The organism is Natronobeatus ordinarius (genome assembly GCF_024362485.1).
Classification (GTDB): Archaea; Halobacteriota; Halobacteria; order Halobacteriales; family Natrialbaceae; genus Natronobeatus; species Natronobeatus ordinarius.
In genome coordinates, this window is record NZ_CP101456.1 from 1833867 (window position 1) to 1849059 (window position 15193).

The window sequence follows — 15193 nt, forward strand, 5'->3', positions numbered from 1 at the left end:
GATGAGTACCCAACAGCAAGAACCCGAACAACCCGACACGCAGGAAGCACCGGCTGATCCGGAGATGAAGGGGGAGGAGTCCCCCCAGCAGAAGCGGCTCAAGCGCAAGGAAGAAGACGCGGCGGCGCGCGAGAAAGCCGCCGACGCGAGCGAACTCGAGGGCGAGACCGTCCTCATCAAGGTGTTCCGCTACGATCCCGAGGTCGCGGACAAACAGGAGCCGCGCTTCGACGAGTTCCACGTCCCCTACGAGAAGGGGATGACGGTGCTCGACGCGGTCATGTACGCCCGGGACACCTACGACTCGTCGCTCACGTTCCGTCACTCCTGTCGACAGGCCGTCTGTGGCTCGGACGCCTTCTTCATCAACGGCAAGCAGCGACTGGCGTGTAAGACCCAGCTCAGCGATCTTAGCTGGCCGGTCCGCGTCGAGCCGCTCCCCCACCAGGAGGTCGTCAAAGACCTCGTGGTCGACATGGAGCACTTCTACGAGCAGATGCACGCCGTCGAGCCGTACTTCCAGAGTGAAGACCTGCCCGGGGGCGAACTCGAGGAACAGCGCCAGAGCCGGGAGAACCGCGAGAAGATCAAGATGTCCTCGCGGTGTATCTGGTGTGCGGCCTGTATGTCCTCGTGTAACATCGCCGCGGGCGACAACCAGTATCTGGGTCCGGCGGCGATCAACAAGGCCTACAAGTTCGCGATGGACGACCGCGAGGAAGCCGAGCTCAAAGAACACCGACTCCGCATCTTAGAGCAGGAACACGGCGTCTGGCGGTGTCAGACCCAGTTCTCCTGTACCGAGGTGTGTCCGAAGGACATCCCGCTCACCGAGCACATCCAGGAGCTCAAGCGTGAAGCGGTGAAGAAGAACCTGAAATTCTGGTAACAATCATGTACGAACACGACGTCATCGTGGTCGGCGGCGGCGGAGCCGGCCTCCGCGCCGCGATCGCGGCACACGAAGCGGGAGCGGACGTAGCGATCGTCACGAAACTCCACCCGGTGCGCAGCCACACCGGGGCGGCAGAGGGCGGCATCAACGCCGCGCTGCGCGAGGGCGACGACTGGGAGCTGCACGCCTACGACACCATGAAGGGGTCGGACTACCTCGGCGACGCTCCGGCGATCGAGACCCTCGCGAAGGACGCGCCGAAGGACACGATCACCTTAGAGCACTGGGGGATGCCCTTCTCGCGTGAGGAGGACGGAACGGTCTCTCAGCGCCCCTTCGGTGGGCTCTCGTTCCCCCGCACCACCTACGCGGGCGCCGAGACGGGCCACCACCTGCTGCACACGCTGTACGAACAGGTCGTCAAGCGCGGCGTCCAGGTCTACGACGAGTGGTTCGTGATGAACCTCGCCGTCACCGACGAGCCCGACCCGAACGACCGCACCTGCCACGGCGTCGTCGCCTACGACGTCCAGACCGGCAAGATTCAGGGCTTCAAGGCCAACAAGGGCGTCATCCTCGCGACCGGCGGTCCCGGACAGGCCTTCGACCACACCACCAACGCCGTCTCCTGTACCGGCGACGGTCCGGCGATGGCGTATCGGGCGGGCGTCCCGCTCGAGGACATGGAGTTCATTCAGTTCCACCCGACGTCGCTGCCATCGACCGGCGTGCTGATCTCCGAGGGGGTCCGCGGTGAGGGTGGCATCCTCTACAACAACGAGGGCGAACGGTTCATGTTCGAGCACGGCTACGCGAACAACGCCGGCGAACTCGCGAGCCGCGACGTCGTCTCCCGCGCCGAGCTGACGGAGGTCAACGAGGGTCGCGGCGTCAAAGACGAGTACGTCCACCTCGACATGCGCCACCTCGGCGCCGACCGGATTCTCGACCGCCTCGAGAACATCCTCCACCTCGCGGAGGACTTCGAGGGCGTCGACGGGCTCGTCGAGCCGATGCCGGTCAAGCCCGGCCAGCACTACGCGATGGGTGGCATCGAGACCGACGAGAACGGCGAGACCTGCATCGGCGGTCTCTACGCCGCTGGCGAGTGTGCCTGCGTCTCCGTCCACGGCGGCAACCGGCTCGGCGGGAACGCCTTACCCGAGCTGATCGTCTTCGGCAAGCGCGCGGGCTACCACGCCGCCGGAAAGGACCTCGGCGAGGCGCAGATCGAGACCGGCTACGCCGAGGGCGTCGAGGAAGAGGGCGACATCGACCTCCCGATCGAGCCTGGCGAGGCTGGTATCGAGCCCGCCACCGGCGACGCCGTCGCCGACGGCTCCGGGCAAGTCGCCGACGCCGACGCCGCCGTCGAGCGCGCCGTCGAGGCCGAGCGCGAGCGCGTCGACCACCTGATGGACAAAGACGACGGCGTCCAGCACGCCGAGATCCGCGCGAAGCTCCAGAAGGCGATGACCGCCGACGTGAACGTCTTCCGGACCGAGGAGGGTATCAAGCGCGCACTGAAAGTCATCCGCGAGTGTCGCGAGGAGTATCAGGACGTCTACGTCGACGACCCCTCGCGGACGTTCAACACCGACCTCCAGCAGACCTACGAGACGCGAAACCTGATCGACGTCGCCGAGACGATCGCGCTGGGTGCGCTCGTGCGCAAGGAGTTCCGCGGCGCCCACTGGCGCTACGAGAAACAGGAGCGCGACGACGAGAACTGGCTCAAACACACGATGATCTCCTGGAACGGCGGCAAACCGTCGGTCTGGTACCGGCCCGTCATCCTCGAGGGCGAAGACAAGACGTACGAACCGAAGATCCGGAGCTACTAGACCGCTCGGTTCAGATTCCGAGCACCTCGAGTACGTCGACGCCGACGTCGAAGTGGTCGATCAGTTTGTAGCCGAGAAATATTCCGACGATTCCCATGACACCGGGCAGCTCCGGCGGTGCCGGGATCGGAACGTGAAGAAACCTGAACAGCGCACCGGCCAGGAGGCCGGTCAGGAGCGCGAGGACGGTGAGTTGCATCGACATCGGATAGACTCTCTCCGGTGAAAGTACAAAAACGATGCGCCAACCTCGTGGCACGGCGTCGCCTCACGACGGTCGCGACCGTTCGTACGACGATCGTCGCGGCCGACACAGACCTGGATCGGTGAGCAGCGCCCGTTACAGCTCCGTCCCCCACCCTCCTCCACAAAAGCACCTGCTGTCGCCGCTGCTTTCGACGATTGTCGTACCGATGTTTTATTATCGTCGATCCCCTCGGGCGTCACTGATGACGAAACGGACGACGCGACCGTCGGTATCGGTTCCAGATGATCTCCAGTCGGCTCGAGCGAAACTCGTCTACCTGTATCTCGCGGTCGCGGGCACGGCCACGGCCGACGACGTCCGCGACGCACTCGCGCTCGAGAAGGGAACGGTGCTCTCGATCACAGGGGCGCTCCGTGAGCGAGGGTACGTCCGCCGGGAGGACGGCGGGTACAGGGTCGCCTGAGCGGTGTTCGAGAAAGACTACCCACGACGCGACGACCACCCGCCGACGCAGTGCAGGCGGCTGGCGGCTCAGTACAGACTGTCGAGGTCCGACTCCTCGTGGCTGTGTTCCTCGGCGGGGAACTCACCGGTCTCGACAGCGGCGACGTAGTCGTCGACGGCCTTTTGCATCTCGCCTCTGACGTCGCCGAACTGCTTCGAGAACGAGGGCGTCCACTCGCTCAGGCCGACGGCGTCGTGGAAGACGAGCACTTGACCGTCGCAGTGGGGGCCCGCACCGATCCCGATCGTCGGGATGTCTAGCGCCGCGGTCACGTCGCGGGCGAGGTTCGCCGGGACGTGCTCTAAGACGAGCGAGAACGCCCCTGCGTCCTCGTGGGCCAGGGCGAGCTCGAGGATGCGCTCGGCGGCCGCCTGGTCAGTTCCCTGGCGAGGGTAGCCGCCGTACTGGTTGACGTGCTGGGGCGTCAGCCCGAGGTGAGCCATCACCGGGATGCCGAGCTGGACCATCTTTTCGGTCAGGGAAACGGTATGGGGACCGCTCTCGAGTTTGACGGCCTCGGCGCCCGCCTCTTTGAGCATCCGGCCGGCGTTCTCGAGACTCGTCTGCTCGTCGGTGCCGTAGCTGAGAAACGGCATGTCGGCGATCACGAGCGCCTCCTCGGTCGCACGGGTGACGGTCGCGGTGTGTCTGGCAATGTCGTCGACGTCGACGGGAACCGTCGTCTCGTATCCCAGGGCGACGTTGCCGACGCTGTCGCCGACGAGGATGACGTCGATGCCGGCTTCGTCGACGATCTCGGCCGTCGGCGCGTCGTACGCGGTCAGCATCGTGATCGGTTCGTTCCCTGCCTTCGCGCGGACGTCCCGTACGGATGGCATACCTACAGGTACTCCTCATCAGGTTAAACCCCACCGTTCTCGGCTCAGAGCCGGTCACGTCCCGGATCGACGCCGGAAACGGCGGGCTTAATAGCACAGCCCCGCGACCTGCGGTCGTGCCAGAACGCGTCGAGACGACCGATCCGGAGGGGGTCGACTACGGCTGGGTGATGCAGGTGACGTTCGTCACGACGATCCTCGTCGGCGCGCCCCTGGTCGCTCTCGCGTCGATGACCGTCGACCTCTCGACGTGGACCGAACGAGCCACGTTCGCGATCCAGGTCGGTGCCCCCGTCTGGTTCCTGACGGCGATCGCCGTCTTCGCCTACGCGAAGTACGCCCAGGCCCAGGATCATGACTGATGGGCCATCGGGCCACAGCCAGCGATACCGGCCAGCCCCGAGGCGCGGCGGTTCGTCTCGGGGAGCCCGCCGTTTCGTCTCGGCGAACACGACGATTCTTCTCAGGGAGGCGTGACCACCGCCCGACCCTCGATCTCCCCGTGCTCGAGTCGCTCGGCCACCGTGTTGATCTCGGCTAACTCGTAGCGGTCGGTGTGTAGCTCGACGAGGTCGCGGTCGACGAGGGCGACGAGTTCCTGTAACTCGGCGTAGCGGCCCACGAGCGTCCCCTTGAACGAGAACTCGCCGTTGACCAGCGCCTGGCAGGGTTCGTGGATGTGGCCGCCGTAGCCGATCACGTGGTGGTCACCGCCGGCGGCAACGATCTCGGGGGCGTAGGCGGTCGTCTCGTCGCGGCCCACGAAGTCGAGCACCTGCTGGGCCCCTTCGCCGTCGGTGAGGTCTGCGACGACCGAGGGGAGATCCTCATCACTCGAGTTGACCGTGTGGTCGGCGTCGAGTTGGTCGGCGAGCTCGAGCGCCTCGTCCTTGACGTCGACGGCAACGACGTCGGCGGCGCTCATCGCTTGGAGGCACTGGAGCCCGATGTGGCCCAGGCCGCCGATCCCGATGACGACGGCCATGTCGCCGGGGTTCAGCTCGCGGACGGCTCGTTTGGCGGCGTGGTACGCGGTGATCCCGGCGTCAGCGTGGGGGGCGATCTCGGTGGGGTCGACGCCGTCGGGCAGCGGGATGACGGCGCGCTCGTTCGTCTTCAGGTACTCGGCGAAGCCGCCGTCGGTCGTGAGGCCGTTGAAGTCGCTGTTCTCACAGTACATGTCCTCGCCGAGCCGGCAGGGGCGGCAGATGCCGCAGGTCTGGACGGGATGGCAGATGACCGGGTCGCCCTCGGAGACGAGCGTCACTTCCTCGCCCACCTCAGTGACGATCCCGGCGTTTTCGTGGCCGAGCGTCATCGGCAGCTCCTGGGGGGCGTACTCGGTCCACATTCCCTCGATGATGTGGTTGTCCGTCTGGCACCAGCCGGCACCGGACACTTCGACGATCACGTCGTCCGACCGCTCGGCCGACGGCCGGTCTACCTCGTCGATCGAGAGGGCGTCGCTCATGTCGTCGGTGTACTCGTGGAGTCTCGCGGCGTGCATGGTAGCACGTGACGAGTCAACACACGTCGATAAAAAGCCTCGCGCCGGTCCTGATCGACAGGTTCCGCATGTCGGCGTTGCGTCTGCAAGCCCTCGGATTAAGCCACTATTTCCGCGGCGAGGTGATCACGGTAATAGACGATTGACGAGAGCCGGCCGAACGTCGTCGGAACTGGGAGACTCACACCGATTGAAACGTGGAGAAAGAGTAATCCATGGTGGTGTGGTCCCACATGCCACAATGTACCACCAGGACGGCGAGGACGTGTTCGTCATCGACGGTCACGTCCACCTCTGGGACGCGAGCGAGGAGAACATCACACACCAGGGTGGCGAGGAGTTCATCCAGTGTTTCTATGACTACCACACGACGTTCACGCCGGAAGAACGCCAGTGGGACCTCGACGAGGAGTATCGCCAGTACGGCGCCGAGCGGATGGTCACCGACCTGTTCGAGAACGCCGCCGTCGACATGGCGATCTTTCAGCCGACGTACCTCACCGACTTCTACGACGAGGGGTTCAACACCACCGAGCAGAACGCCGAACTCGCACTCGAGTACCCCGAACGGTTCGTGCTCAACGGCAGCTTCGACCCGCGAGATGGTGAGCCAGGCCTCGAGTACCTCGAGGAACTCCACGAGACGTACGACCTCAAGGGCGTGAAAGTGTACACCGCCGAGTGGCGCGGCGAGTCGAAGGGGTGGCGACTCGACGACGAGGAGGCGTTCGAGTTCTTAGAGAAGTGCGTCGAACTCGGAATCGAGAATATCCACCCCCACAAAGGGCCGACGATCCGGCCGCTAAACCGTGACGCCTTCGACGTGAAAGACGTCGACGACGCCGCCTCGTCGTTTCCCGACCTGAACTTCGTCGTCGAACACGTCGGCCTGCCCCGACTCGACGACTTCTGCTGGATCGCCGGCCAGGAGCCGAACGTCTACGGCGGGCTCGCGGTCGCCGCGCCGTTCGCCCAGAACCGCCCGGGCAAGTTCTCGGAGATCATGTCCGAACTGCTGTGGTGGCTCGGCGAGGACCGTCTGCTCTTCGGTTCGGACTACGCGCTCTGGAACCCCGACTGGCTCGTCGAGACCGTCATGGAGGCCGAACTCACCCCAGAACACCGCGCGGAGTACGGCGTCGAGTGGGACATAGAGACGAAACAGAAGGTGATGGGCGAGAACGCCGCCGAGCTGTACGACATCGACCTCGAGGAGAGGAAACGACAGTTCCGCGAGGACGAGATTACCGAGGCGTTCGGCCTCGAGGACCACTACGCGGGCGAACCCGCGGCGGCCGACGACTGATGGCGGGGGAACGACCCCGGCGACCGACGCCGGCGGAGCCGCGGCGAGCGGACGTGCTCGAGGCCCTCGAGCCCGTGACGGACCCGGAACTCGACCGTTCGATCGTCGACCTCGAGTACGTCGATTCAGTCGAGATCGGCGACGACGGGTCACACGTCGCCGTCCGAATCACCCTCCCGACGGCGTGGTGTTCGCCGGCGTTCGCCTGGATGATGGCCGTCGACGCCCGCGACGCGATCGAGGCGCTGCCGGCGGTCGAGACGGCGACGATCACCCTCGGTGAGCACATGCACGAGGCGGAGATCAACCGCGGCGTGAACGACGGGCTGCGCTTCGGCGAGGCGTTCCCCGACGCCGACGGCGACGTCGCGGGCGTCCGCGCCGAACTCGACGAGAAAGCGCGCGTCGCCCGACAGTACGACGCCGTCGAGGCCCTGCTCGAGGCCGGCTTTGCGCCGGACCAGATCGTGGCGCTTCGTAAGCGCGATCTCGAGGAGGGAGGAGACGAAGTCGTCGTCTACCTGCACGAGCGGGCCGTCGGGGTGTTCGTCCCGGCCGACCCGCTCGAGCGCTACCTCGAGAAGGCCTGCGAGACCGGCGTCGTGTCCGGCCCGGACGACGTGCTGTTCCGGACGCCGGAAGGCGAGCCGATCGCTCCTGACGAGTTCGACCTCGTCCACCGGCGCGGTCGGCTGGCCCGGGTCAACATGTCGACCCAGGGTGGCGTCTGTGCCGGCCTTCACGAAGCCCGGCAGCAGCGACTCGAGGAGTCGACCGACGACTGACCGGGTTCGACGGATTCCCGTTCGCTCGCGCCCGTTCGTGTGAGACAGTCGGGAGCGAGGGCACGACCCAACTCAGTGTCCCGACGGGCCGTCCCCGACGTACTCGAACTTCGTGCCGGCCCGGTCGGCCGTCGCCTTATCGCGCGCCGAATCGCCGACGAACAGCGTCCGTTCGGGTTCGACCCCGAGTCCGTGAACGGCCTCGAGCAGCGGCTCGGGGTGGGGTTTTCGGTTCGTCACCGTGTCCCGGCCGACGACGACCTCGACGGCCTCGAGCAGGCCGTGTTCCTCGAGGGCGATCCGACACGCCGCCTCGCAGTTGAGCGAACAGACGCCGACGGGGACCTCGCGGGTGAGCAACTCGTCGGCGTGGGCGAGCCGCCTCGAGGTCCGGGCGCCCTCACGTTCGTGGGCGGCGATGACCCTCTCGACGTCCGTGTGGAAATCGGTGCCCTCGGCGGCCTCGAGGAGCTCCCAGAGGGTTTTGCCGGGTGGCTCGAGGTTCGCCGACTCGTACACGTCGCGGACGTCGTCGGTGGCCGCCGCCCAGTCGACGGCGAGGTGGACGAGGGTGCCGTCGAGGTCGTAGACGATTGCGTCGTACTCCGTCACGAGCGGTGAGACGAACGGCGGGGGATTCAAGACTTCGGTCGGTTCTCGCTTATTTCTCGAGGGAGAGGTGCTCCCCCACGCCCTCGATCGCGGCCAGTTGCTCGGACAGCGCGTCGGCCTCCTCGTCGTCCAGCAGCCGGAGCGGGCTCCGCAACGGCCCGGCGTCGAACCCCCGCATGGGGAGGGTGCTCTTGACGCCCGCCATGTAGCCGCCGCCGGACTTGAACGCGCGCCGGACGGCGAACACCTGCCGCTGGAGATCGTGAGCCTGCGCCTCGTCGCCTTCGTCGTAGGCCTCGTACAGCTCGACGACGAGTTCGGGGAAGACGTTGGCGACGGCGCTGACCATCCCCGCACAGCCGACTTCGAGGCCCGCAAAGAGCAGCGAGTCCGAGCCGGCGAGGTAGGTGAGGTCGGGACAGGCGTCCATCGCCTGGACGAGCCAGGGGACGTCCTTGCTCGAGTCTTTCACCCCGGCGACGCCGTCGATCGCGGCGAGTTCCTCGAGGGTCTCGAGCGACAGCCGATTGCCCGTCCGGCCGGGGATGTGATAGACGTAGATCGGTACGGAGACGGCCTCGGCCACTCGCTGGTAGTGTTCGACCGCGCCCCGTCCATCGAGGGGAAAGTAGTACGGCGTGACGACGACGACCCCATCGGCACCGACTGATTCGGCGTGCTCGGCGTGGGCGACCGTCTGGCGCGTGCTGGGTGCGCCGACGCCCGCGATGACGGGCACCTCGCCGCCGACCTCGTCGACGACGGCCTCGACGACGCGGTCGCGTTCGGCGTCCGTGAGGAGCGCGAACTCGCCGTTCGTCCCGAGGGGGAAGACGCCGTGGACGCCGCGGTCGACGACGAACCTGGCGTGGGCGGCCGTCCGCTCGAGGTCGAGCGACTCCTCGTCGTCGAAGGCCGTGATCGTCGGCGGCACGACGCCGGCGAGCGAGAGCGGATCGACCGCTCCCGGTTCGTGCAGTGACATACCCCGGTTTCCACCGGGGACGGCAATAAACGTCCGCGTTGAACGCGATCGTCGCCCCCTCACCCGGATCGCCGTCCGTCGGGATCAGCCCAGCCGTGCGAACCGGTTGAGCGCGTACACGGTTCGCAAGACGTCGACGCTCTTTCCGCGGTCGAACACCAGTTCGTCGGTCTCGAGGACGTGCTCGAGCGTCTCCCGCGAGGCGTGGTCGGGGGCCGCGGAGAGCCCACAGTCGTGCTCGGCGACCCACCGCATTACGCGCAGGTCGCTCTTCGAGTCGCCCATCACGAGCGCGAACGGGTCGTCGACGCCGAGGACGTCGAGGGCGCGCTCGACGCCGGTAACTTTGTTCAGCTCGAGGCTGCTGATCTCGGCGGCGTCGGCCTCGTAGTAGGCCACGTCGATCCGTTCTAAGATCGACGCGAGTGCCGTGGGAACGTCGTCGACGGAGACGTCGGGGTACTCGCCTTCTCGCTCGAGGACGGCCCGGATCTCGGTGTCGCCTGCGGCGTAGAACGCTCGCGTCCACGCCGGGGCTTCCTCGAGGACGGTCTCTGCGGCGTCGGAGGCGGCCGTTGCGAGCAAGTCGAGCAGGTAGACGAGTGCTCGGTCGATGATTTCGCGCGCCTGCGAGGATCCCGTCTCGAAGTTCGGCTTCATCGTGACGTTGAACTCGTTGCCCTGCAGGTGACAGCCGCGCCTGAGCTCCGCCGGGGCGTCGGGCAGCACGCGAGCGCGGACGTCGTCGAAGACGTCGCGGATCTCCGCCTCGAGCTCTTCGTAGAGCAGCTGCTTCGTGTCCGCGCCGTGGCCTGGCGTGAACACGCCGGTGCCCGCCTCGTAGACGATCGAGAGCTCGCCCGAGTGGACGATCTCGCTCCCCAGCCCCTGGATAGCGAAGCCTTTGACGTTCTCTAAGGTCTGGCCGGTGCAGATGACGATCGGCACACCAGCCTCGTGGAACTCGGTGAGGACGTGCAGCGTGTCGCGGGGGATCTCGTTGTCCGTCCGCCCTGCCGAGCGAAGCGTCTCGTCGACGTCGAGCACGAGGACGTTCACCGGTCGCCCGTACTTCGCCTCGAGGTCGAGCGCGGTGAACGCACCCTCGCGGGAGACGCGGGCGGCCACCTCGGCGAGGGTCTCGCCCGCCGCGAACTCGTCTCTGATCTCGTCTTTGCGTCGCTCGAGTTCCTCGCTCGCGGCCTGCCAGTGCTCGAGGGCGACTCGCGAGTCGACCGCCGGAAAGACGTCGACGAACTCCTGGTACTCCCGTAACGTCCGGGTGTCGAACTCGTCGTAGAGTCGGTAGACGAGGTCGTATCGCTCCATGTACGAACACCGCTGGGGAGCCGGATAACCGTTTTCCGTCGGCTGCAGCACCGCTCGTCGAGGACCGCTTCTCGAGCGGTCACATCGTCGACGTCGATGGACGGCGGATTCTCGCGGGCGCCCGGACGACGACACGACTATAAAAACGGCGGTCGAATTCGATCACATATGAAAAACGTCGACGACCTGATCGAGAGCGCGGCCGAGCTCGCCGACCAGGGTCTCTCGAAGGGTGAGATCGCCGACGAGCTGAACGTCTCCCGGGAGACGGCGAGCTGGCTCGTCGAGCGGAGCGATGCGGCGACGCCGAGGCGGGATCGTCAGACCGACGCTGGTGGGCCACAGGACATTCACGTCGATTGGTCGGCGATCGGCCGTGACAGCAAGCGCATGGGGGCGATCGCCGAGGCGATGGCCGATATGCTGACGAAGCACGGTGAGGACGTCGACCTCACGGTGGGCATCGAGAAGGCCGGCGGCCCGATCGCCACCCTCGTCGCCCGCGAACTCGAGGCCGACCTCGCGACGTACATCCCCTCGAAACACCAGTGGGAGGAAGGCGACATCGAGGAGCTCCACGGCACCTTCTCGCGGAACTTCGCCGACATCCGAGACCGCGAGTGTTACGTCGTCGACGACACCATCACCAGCGGCACGACCATGCGAGAGGCCATCGAGGCGATCCGCGCCGAGGGTGGCGAGCCGTTGGCCTGCATCGTCCTCGCCGACAAACAGGGCGTCGACGAACTCGAGGGCGTCCCCGTCTACTCGTTGCTCCGGGTCATCAGCGTCGGCCGGGACGAGTAACGCTTCCGACCGACGCCGAGTACCCCGGCACCTGTTGGGACCTCATCAAAAGGTTTTATAAAATAGGGTTGATAACTCGGGCAGCATGGATAAACATCCAGCCCCACAGATGGGGTCTGAAGGAACCGTCGTCGGAAAGCGATTGCTCGCGTTTATCGTCGATTCGATCATTCTAGGCATCCTCTCGTTTGCGATTCTCCTTCCCTCGTTTTTCCTCGGAGACATCATCGGGCTGTTGGCCATGATAGTCGTTGGCGTCGGCTCACTCGTATACGTCTTCTTACTCGAGGGGATCTACGGCTACACGCCCGGCAAGCACGTCATGGGGCTCGTCGTGGTCAAGTCCGACGGCTCGCAGTGTACGATGGGTGCGTCGATCATCCGGAACCTGCTGCTGATCGTCGACAACCTGCCGTTCGCGTACATTATCGGGCTCGCGCTGATCCTGATCACCGACCGGAAACAGCGCGTCGGTGACCTGGTCGCGGACACGGTCGTCGTCAGCCAGCGCTAACGGGATTTTTGCACGACCGGTGAGAAATCCGACCGGTCACGTTCGTCGATCGGCCGACTCAGATCTCGCCGTCTTCCTCGAGTTCGTCGAGGTACTCGTGGGCGTCCTCGAGAATCTCGCGGGGACCGTCCTGGGTCACGGTGTTCACTGCCTGTTCGTAGTCGCGCCACTGCAGGTCGCGGTGTTCACTCGAGAGTTCAGCGCTCGCCTCGTAGGATTTCGCGATGAAGAGGTGAACGGTCTTGTGGATCGTCGTGCCGTTCGCCTCGAAGACGTAGCTGTAGTCTTTGCGAAAGCCGTCGAGTAGTCTGAACTGGTCTATTCCTGCCTCTTCCTTTATTTCGCGGATAGCCGTCTGCTGTAGTTCTTCGTCTCCTTCGACACCGCCCTTCGGAAACTCCCAGTCGCCCGGGCGGCTCTTGAGTAGAAGATACTCGCGCCGGCCCCGCGTGTCGCGGAAGAGGATCGCGCCTGCGCTCGTAGCTTCGACTGCCATTACTACACGTAACGTGTGAGCCGTTAAGAGAATATCGGACCGTCCGCCCGTCGCGGACGGATCGCAGCAGATTTTTACGCGACGAGCGTGGACGAGTGTACAGCTATGACCTTCGTCACCCGCCTCACGCTCCAGAGCGGCGATCGAGCCGCCCTCGATGGAATCGTCGACGACATCAAAGCGACCGCCGAGAAGAAAGGCGCCGCGCTCAAAGGCCCACACTCCCACCCGCCGGACCGACACCGGGTCCCGCAGCATCGCCGCCTCCACGCCGACGACGACCGAACCTTCCCCGCCTGGGAGTATACGGTGTTCACCCGCGAACTCGAGATCCACGGGTACGACGACTTCGCGCGCGACGTCGCCTCGCGGGCGTTCCCGTCCTCGGTACACGTCGAAGCCGAGATCGAACAGATCCACATGCAGTGACCCGACTCCGGAGATCCGGCTGCCATCGACGGACCGGCCTCGAGCCCGACCGACGCGGCCTACCCAGGCTGGCGTCCCGTTTTTCACTGGTGCCTCCCAACCGCCGACCATGTACACCGGCAAGACCGTAAAGCCGTGCTGTCTCTGTGGAGCGCCCGACGTCGAGGTCCGCCTCGACCTGCCACCCCGGGCGATCCAGCTGCTGAAACACGGCGAGGTGATCGCCTGGCAGGACGTCGTCGGCGAGGTATCTATTCACTTCTGTGCGAACGACTGGAAGACCGTCACGGAGCTGGTGCTCGAGGTTGGGATGAGTCCACTCTCGCGGTGTAACGTCGCCCGGGCGTCGTTCGACCTCCGAGAAGATTTCGAGGCGTTCACGAGTCGGACCGTCGACGAGCCGGATCATCGACCACTCGAGCAACGGCTGTGGTCAGAGAGCGAGGCCGTGCTGGCCGGCGAGACCGACTACCCGCCATCGGAACGCGACCTCGTCGAAGCCCGGATCGTGCGCTGGGCGCTCGAGGATACCGACGCGCCGGTCGCCCGGTCGCACGCCGACCGACCGTCCGACTGATCGCGGCGTCGCGTTCCCCTTTCGCCACTCCTTTGGGCTCACCCGCCGATCCTCGGCCATGAACGACGATACACTCGTCTCGCTCCGACGGGACCTCCACCGCAAGCCCGAACCCGCCTGGCGGGAGTTTTACACCACGGCACGGATCGTCGAGGAACTCGTTGCGCTCGACGTCGACGACCTGTACGTCGGTCGGGACGCGATCGCCGGCGAGCACCGAATGGGAGTCCCCGAGACGGCCGAACTCGAGGCGTGGTACGAGCGCGCCCGGGCCGCAGGTGCCGACGAGGCGGTCCTCGAGAACCTCGAGGGCGGCTACACGGGTGCCGTCGCGGTTCTCGAGCAGGGTGATGGGCCGACCGTCGGCCTCCGGGTCGACATCGACGGCCTGCCCCGCGAGGAGTCAGACGATCCCGAGCACGTCCCCGCCGCCGAGGGCTTTCGCTCCGAACACGAGGGGGCGATGCACGCCTGCGGGCACGACGCGCACGCGACGATCGGAATCGGCGTCCTCGACGCAGTGCGTGAAAGCGACTTTACTGGCACGCTGAAGGTCTTCTTTCAGCCCGCCGAGGAGGTCGTCGGCGGCGGGAAGTCGATGGCAAAGAGCGAGCACCTCGCGGACGTCGACTACCTGCTCGCAGTCCACGTCGGCCTCGACCACCCCACGGGCGAGGTCGTCGCGGGGATCGACGGCTTCCTCGCGGTGAGTCACCTCGAGGCGACCTTCTCCGGCGAATCCGCTCACGCGGGTGCCAGGCCCGAGGAGGGGCGAAACGCGATCCAGGCGCTCGCCACGGCAGTGGGCAACCTCTACGCCATCCCGCGACACGCAGACGGCGTCACCCGGGTCAACGCCGGGATCGTCGAGGGTGGCGCCGCGGCGAACATCGTCGCCGAGGAGGCCCGCCTCGTCGCCGAGGTCCGCGGCGAGACGACCGAGCTCATGCGGTACATGGACGAGAAGGCCCGCCGCGTCCTCGAGTCGGCCGCCGAGATGCACGACTGCGACGTCGACATCGAGACGGGTGCAGAGGCCCCGAGCGCCGAGAGCGACGAGGGGCTCGTCTCGATCGTCGCGGACGTGGCCGGCGAGACCGACGGGATCGAGTCGGTGCTCGAGCGCGACGTCCTCGGCGGGAGCGAGGACGCGACGTTCCTGATGCGTGAGGTGCAAGAGAACGGTGGGCTGGCCTGTTACGTCGGCGTCGGCACCGACCACCCCGGCGGCCACCACACCGCGACGTTCGACGTCGACGAGGAGAGCATCCGCCACGGCGTCGACACCCTCGCGGGTGCGATCGAACGGATCGGCCTCGAGCGTCCCTGAGGGGCAAGCGGCCTACCGGCACCGTCCGTGAGGGGCTCGCGGCGATCGCATGCGTACCGAGTGAGTACGATCGTCAGAACCTGTTCGCGTCGGAAACGCCTATTTGACTGTGGAGCGAATTGCTCGAGCGAATGCGAGCCGCCCCGTCGCGTTCCCGTTCGTCGACCGACGAGTTCGAACCCCACCTGGAGGTGAGCGACTCGTGAGCGTGAACCGCGCCCGCGT

18 protein-coding genes are annotated in these 15193 nt (G+C 66.1%); 11 read left to right on the forward strand and 7 right to left on the reverse strand.

Annotated features, from left to right (window positions below):
* The first annotated feature begins 1 nt into the window (after position 1).
* Together NMQ09_RS09510 and NMQ09_RS09515 are read left to right on the forward strand one after the other, a co-directional pair.
* Complete coding sequence (locus NMQ09_RS09510) at positions 2–889, forward strand: succinate dehydrogenase/fumarate reductase iron-sulfur subunit (protein ID WP_255194347.1); 888 nt, start codon at positions 2–4, stop codon at positions 887–889.
* Between the two features lie 5 nt (positions 890–894).
* Positions 895–2739 carry an FAD-binding protein gene (locus NMQ09_RS09515; RefSeq protein ID WP_255194348.1) on the forward strand — a complete coding sequence of 615 codons (1845 nt, stop codon included), beginning with the start codon at positions 895–897 and terminating at the stop codon, positions 2737–2739.
* 10 nt (positions 2740–2749) lie between these two features.
* Here NMQ09_RS09515 and NMQ09_RS09520 read toward each other — a convergent pair whose 3' ends face one another.
* On the reverse strand, positions 2750–2944 hold the full coding sequence (locus NMQ09_RS09520; RefSeq protein ID WP_255194349.1) for a XapX domain-containing protein: 195 nt from the start codon (positions 2942–2944) through the stop codon (positions 2750–2752).
* A 244-nt stretch (positions 2945–3188) separates the two neighbouring features.
* Here NMQ09_RS09520 and NMQ09_RS09525 point away from each other — a divergent pair, with 244 nt between their 5' ends.
* The gene (locus tag NMQ09_RS09525; RefSeq protein ID WP_255194350.1) at positions 3189–3410 is read left to right on the forward strand and encodes a helix-turn-helix domain-containing protein; all 222 of its coding nucleotides are present in this window, start codon (positions 3189–3191) and stop codon (positions 3408–3410) included.
* Between the two features lie 68 nt (positions 3411–3478).
* Here NMQ09_RS09525 and panB read toward each other — a convergent pair whose 3' ends face one another.
* Positions 3479–4291, reverse strand: coding sequence for a 3-methyl-2-oxobutanoate hydroxymethyltransferase (panB, locus tag NMQ09_RS09530; protein WP_255194351.1), 813 nt, complete (start codon positions 4289–4291; stop codon positions 3479–3481).
* Positions 4292–4407: 116 nt separating this feature from the next.
* On the opposite strand from panB, the gene NMQ09_RS09535 reads away from it, so the two are divergent.
* Positions 4408–4653, forward strand: a complete 246-nt coding sequence (locus NMQ09_RS09535) for a DUF5822 domain-containing protein (RefSeq protein WP_255194352.1) — start codon at positions 4408–4410, stop codon at positions 4651–4653.
* Positions 4654–4754: 101 nt separating this feature from the next.
* Here the strand turns inward: NMQ09_RS09535 and NMQ09_RS09540 are convergent, their stop codons facing one another.
* Complete coding sequence (locus NMQ09_RS09540) at positions 4755–5798, reverse strand: NAD(P)-dependent alcohol dehydrogenase (RefSeq protein WP_255194353.1); 1044 nt, start codon at positions 5796–5798, stop codon at positions 4755–4757.
* A 241-nt stretch (positions 5799–6039) separates the two neighbouring features.
* Here NMQ09_RS09540 and NMQ09_RS09545 point away from each other — a divergent pair, with 241 nt between their 5' ends.
* Positions 6040–7104, forward strand: a complete 1065-nt coding sequence (locus NMQ09_RS09545; protein WP_255194354.1) for an amidohydrolase family protein — start codon at positions 6040–6042, stop codon at positions 7102–7104.
* On the forward strand, positions 7104–7889 hold the full coding sequence (locus NMQ09_RS09550; protein WP_255194355.1) for an iron-sulfur cluster assembly protein: 786 nt from the start codon (positions 7104–7106) through the stop codon (positions 7887–7889). Before NMQ09_RS09545 ends, NMQ09_RS09550 begins: the two co-directional genes overlap by 1 nt.
* 72 nt (positions 7890–7961) lie before the next feature.
* Here the strand turns inward: NMQ09_RS09550 and NMQ09_RS09555 are convergent, their stop codons facing one another.
* From NMQ09_RS09555 to NMQ09_RS09565, 3 genes are all read right to left on the reverse strand, one after another.
* Complete coding sequence (locus tag NMQ09_RS09555; RefSeq protein WP_255194356.1) at positions 7962–8501, reverse strand: HAD family hydrolase; 540 nt, start codon at positions 8499–8501, stop codon at positions 7962–7964.
* Between the two features lie 49 nt (positions 8502–8550).
* On the reverse strand, positions 8551–9486 hold the full coding sequence (locus tag NMQ09_RS09560) for a dihydrodipicolinate synthase family protein (protein WP_255194357.1): 936 nt from the start codon (positions 9484–9486) through the stop codon (positions 8551–8553).
* An 84-nt stretch (positions 9487–9570) separates the two neighbouring features.
* Positions 9571–10815, reverse strand: coding sequence for an HAD family hydrolase (locus NMQ09_RS09565; RefSeq protein WP_255194358.1), 1245 nt, complete (start codon positions 10813–10815; stop codon positions 9571–9573).
* Positions 10816–10983: 168 nt separating this feature from the next.
* Here NMQ09_RS09565 and gfcR point away from each other — a divergent pair, with 168 nt between their 5' ends.
* On the forward strand, positions 10984–11622 hold the full coding sequence (gene gfcR / locus NMQ09_RS09570; RefSeq protein ID WP_255194359.1) for a transcriptional regulator GfcR: 639 nt from the start codon (positions 10984–10986) through the stop codon (positions 11620–11622).
* An 85-nt stretch (positions 11623–11707) separates the two neighbouring features.
* Positions 11708–12136, forward strand: a complete 429-nt coding sequence (locus NMQ09_RS09575) for an RDD family protein (RefSeq protein WP_255194360.1) — start codon at positions 11708–11710, stop codon at positions 12134–12136.
* A gap of 58 nt (positions 12137–12194) precedes the next feature.
* Here NMQ09_RS09575 and NMQ09_RS09580 read toward each other — a convergent pair whose 3' ends face one another.
* Complete coding sequence (locus NMQ09_RS09580; protein ID WP_255194361.1) at positions 12195–12632, reverse strand: bis(5'-nucleosyl)-tetraphosphatase; 438 nt, start codon at positions 12630–12632, stop codon at positions 12195–12197.
* Between the two features lie 105 nt (positions 12633–12737).
* Here NMQ09_RS09580 and NMQ09_RS09585 point away from each other — a divergent pair, with 105 nt between their 5' ends.
* The 3 genes from NMQ09_RS09585 to NMQ09_RS09595 all read left to right on the forward strand — a co-directional run bounded on the left by NMQ09_RS09585 (position 12738) and on the right by NMQ09_RS09595 (position 14968).
* The gene (locus NMQ09_RS09585; RefSeq protein ID WP_255194362.1) at positions 12738–13061 is read left to right on the forward strand and encodes an uS10/mL48 family ribosomal protein; all 324 of its coding nucleotides are present in this window, start codon (positions 12738–12740) and stop codon (positions 13059–13061) included.
* A gap of 109 nt (positions 13062–13170) precedes the next feature.
* A complete protein-coding gene (locus NMQ09_RS09590; RefSeq protein ID WP_255194363.1) occupies positions 13171–13638 on the forward strand; it encodes a DUF7960 family protein in 468 nt (155 codons plus the stop codon).
* A 58-nt stretch (positions 13639–13696) separates the two neighbouring features.
* Positions 13697–14968, forward strand: coding sequence for an amidohydrolase (locus tag NMQ09_RS09595; protein WP_255194364.1), 1272 nt, complete (start codon positions 13697–13699; stop codon positions 14966–14968).
* Positions 14969–15193: the final 225 nt, after the last annotated feature.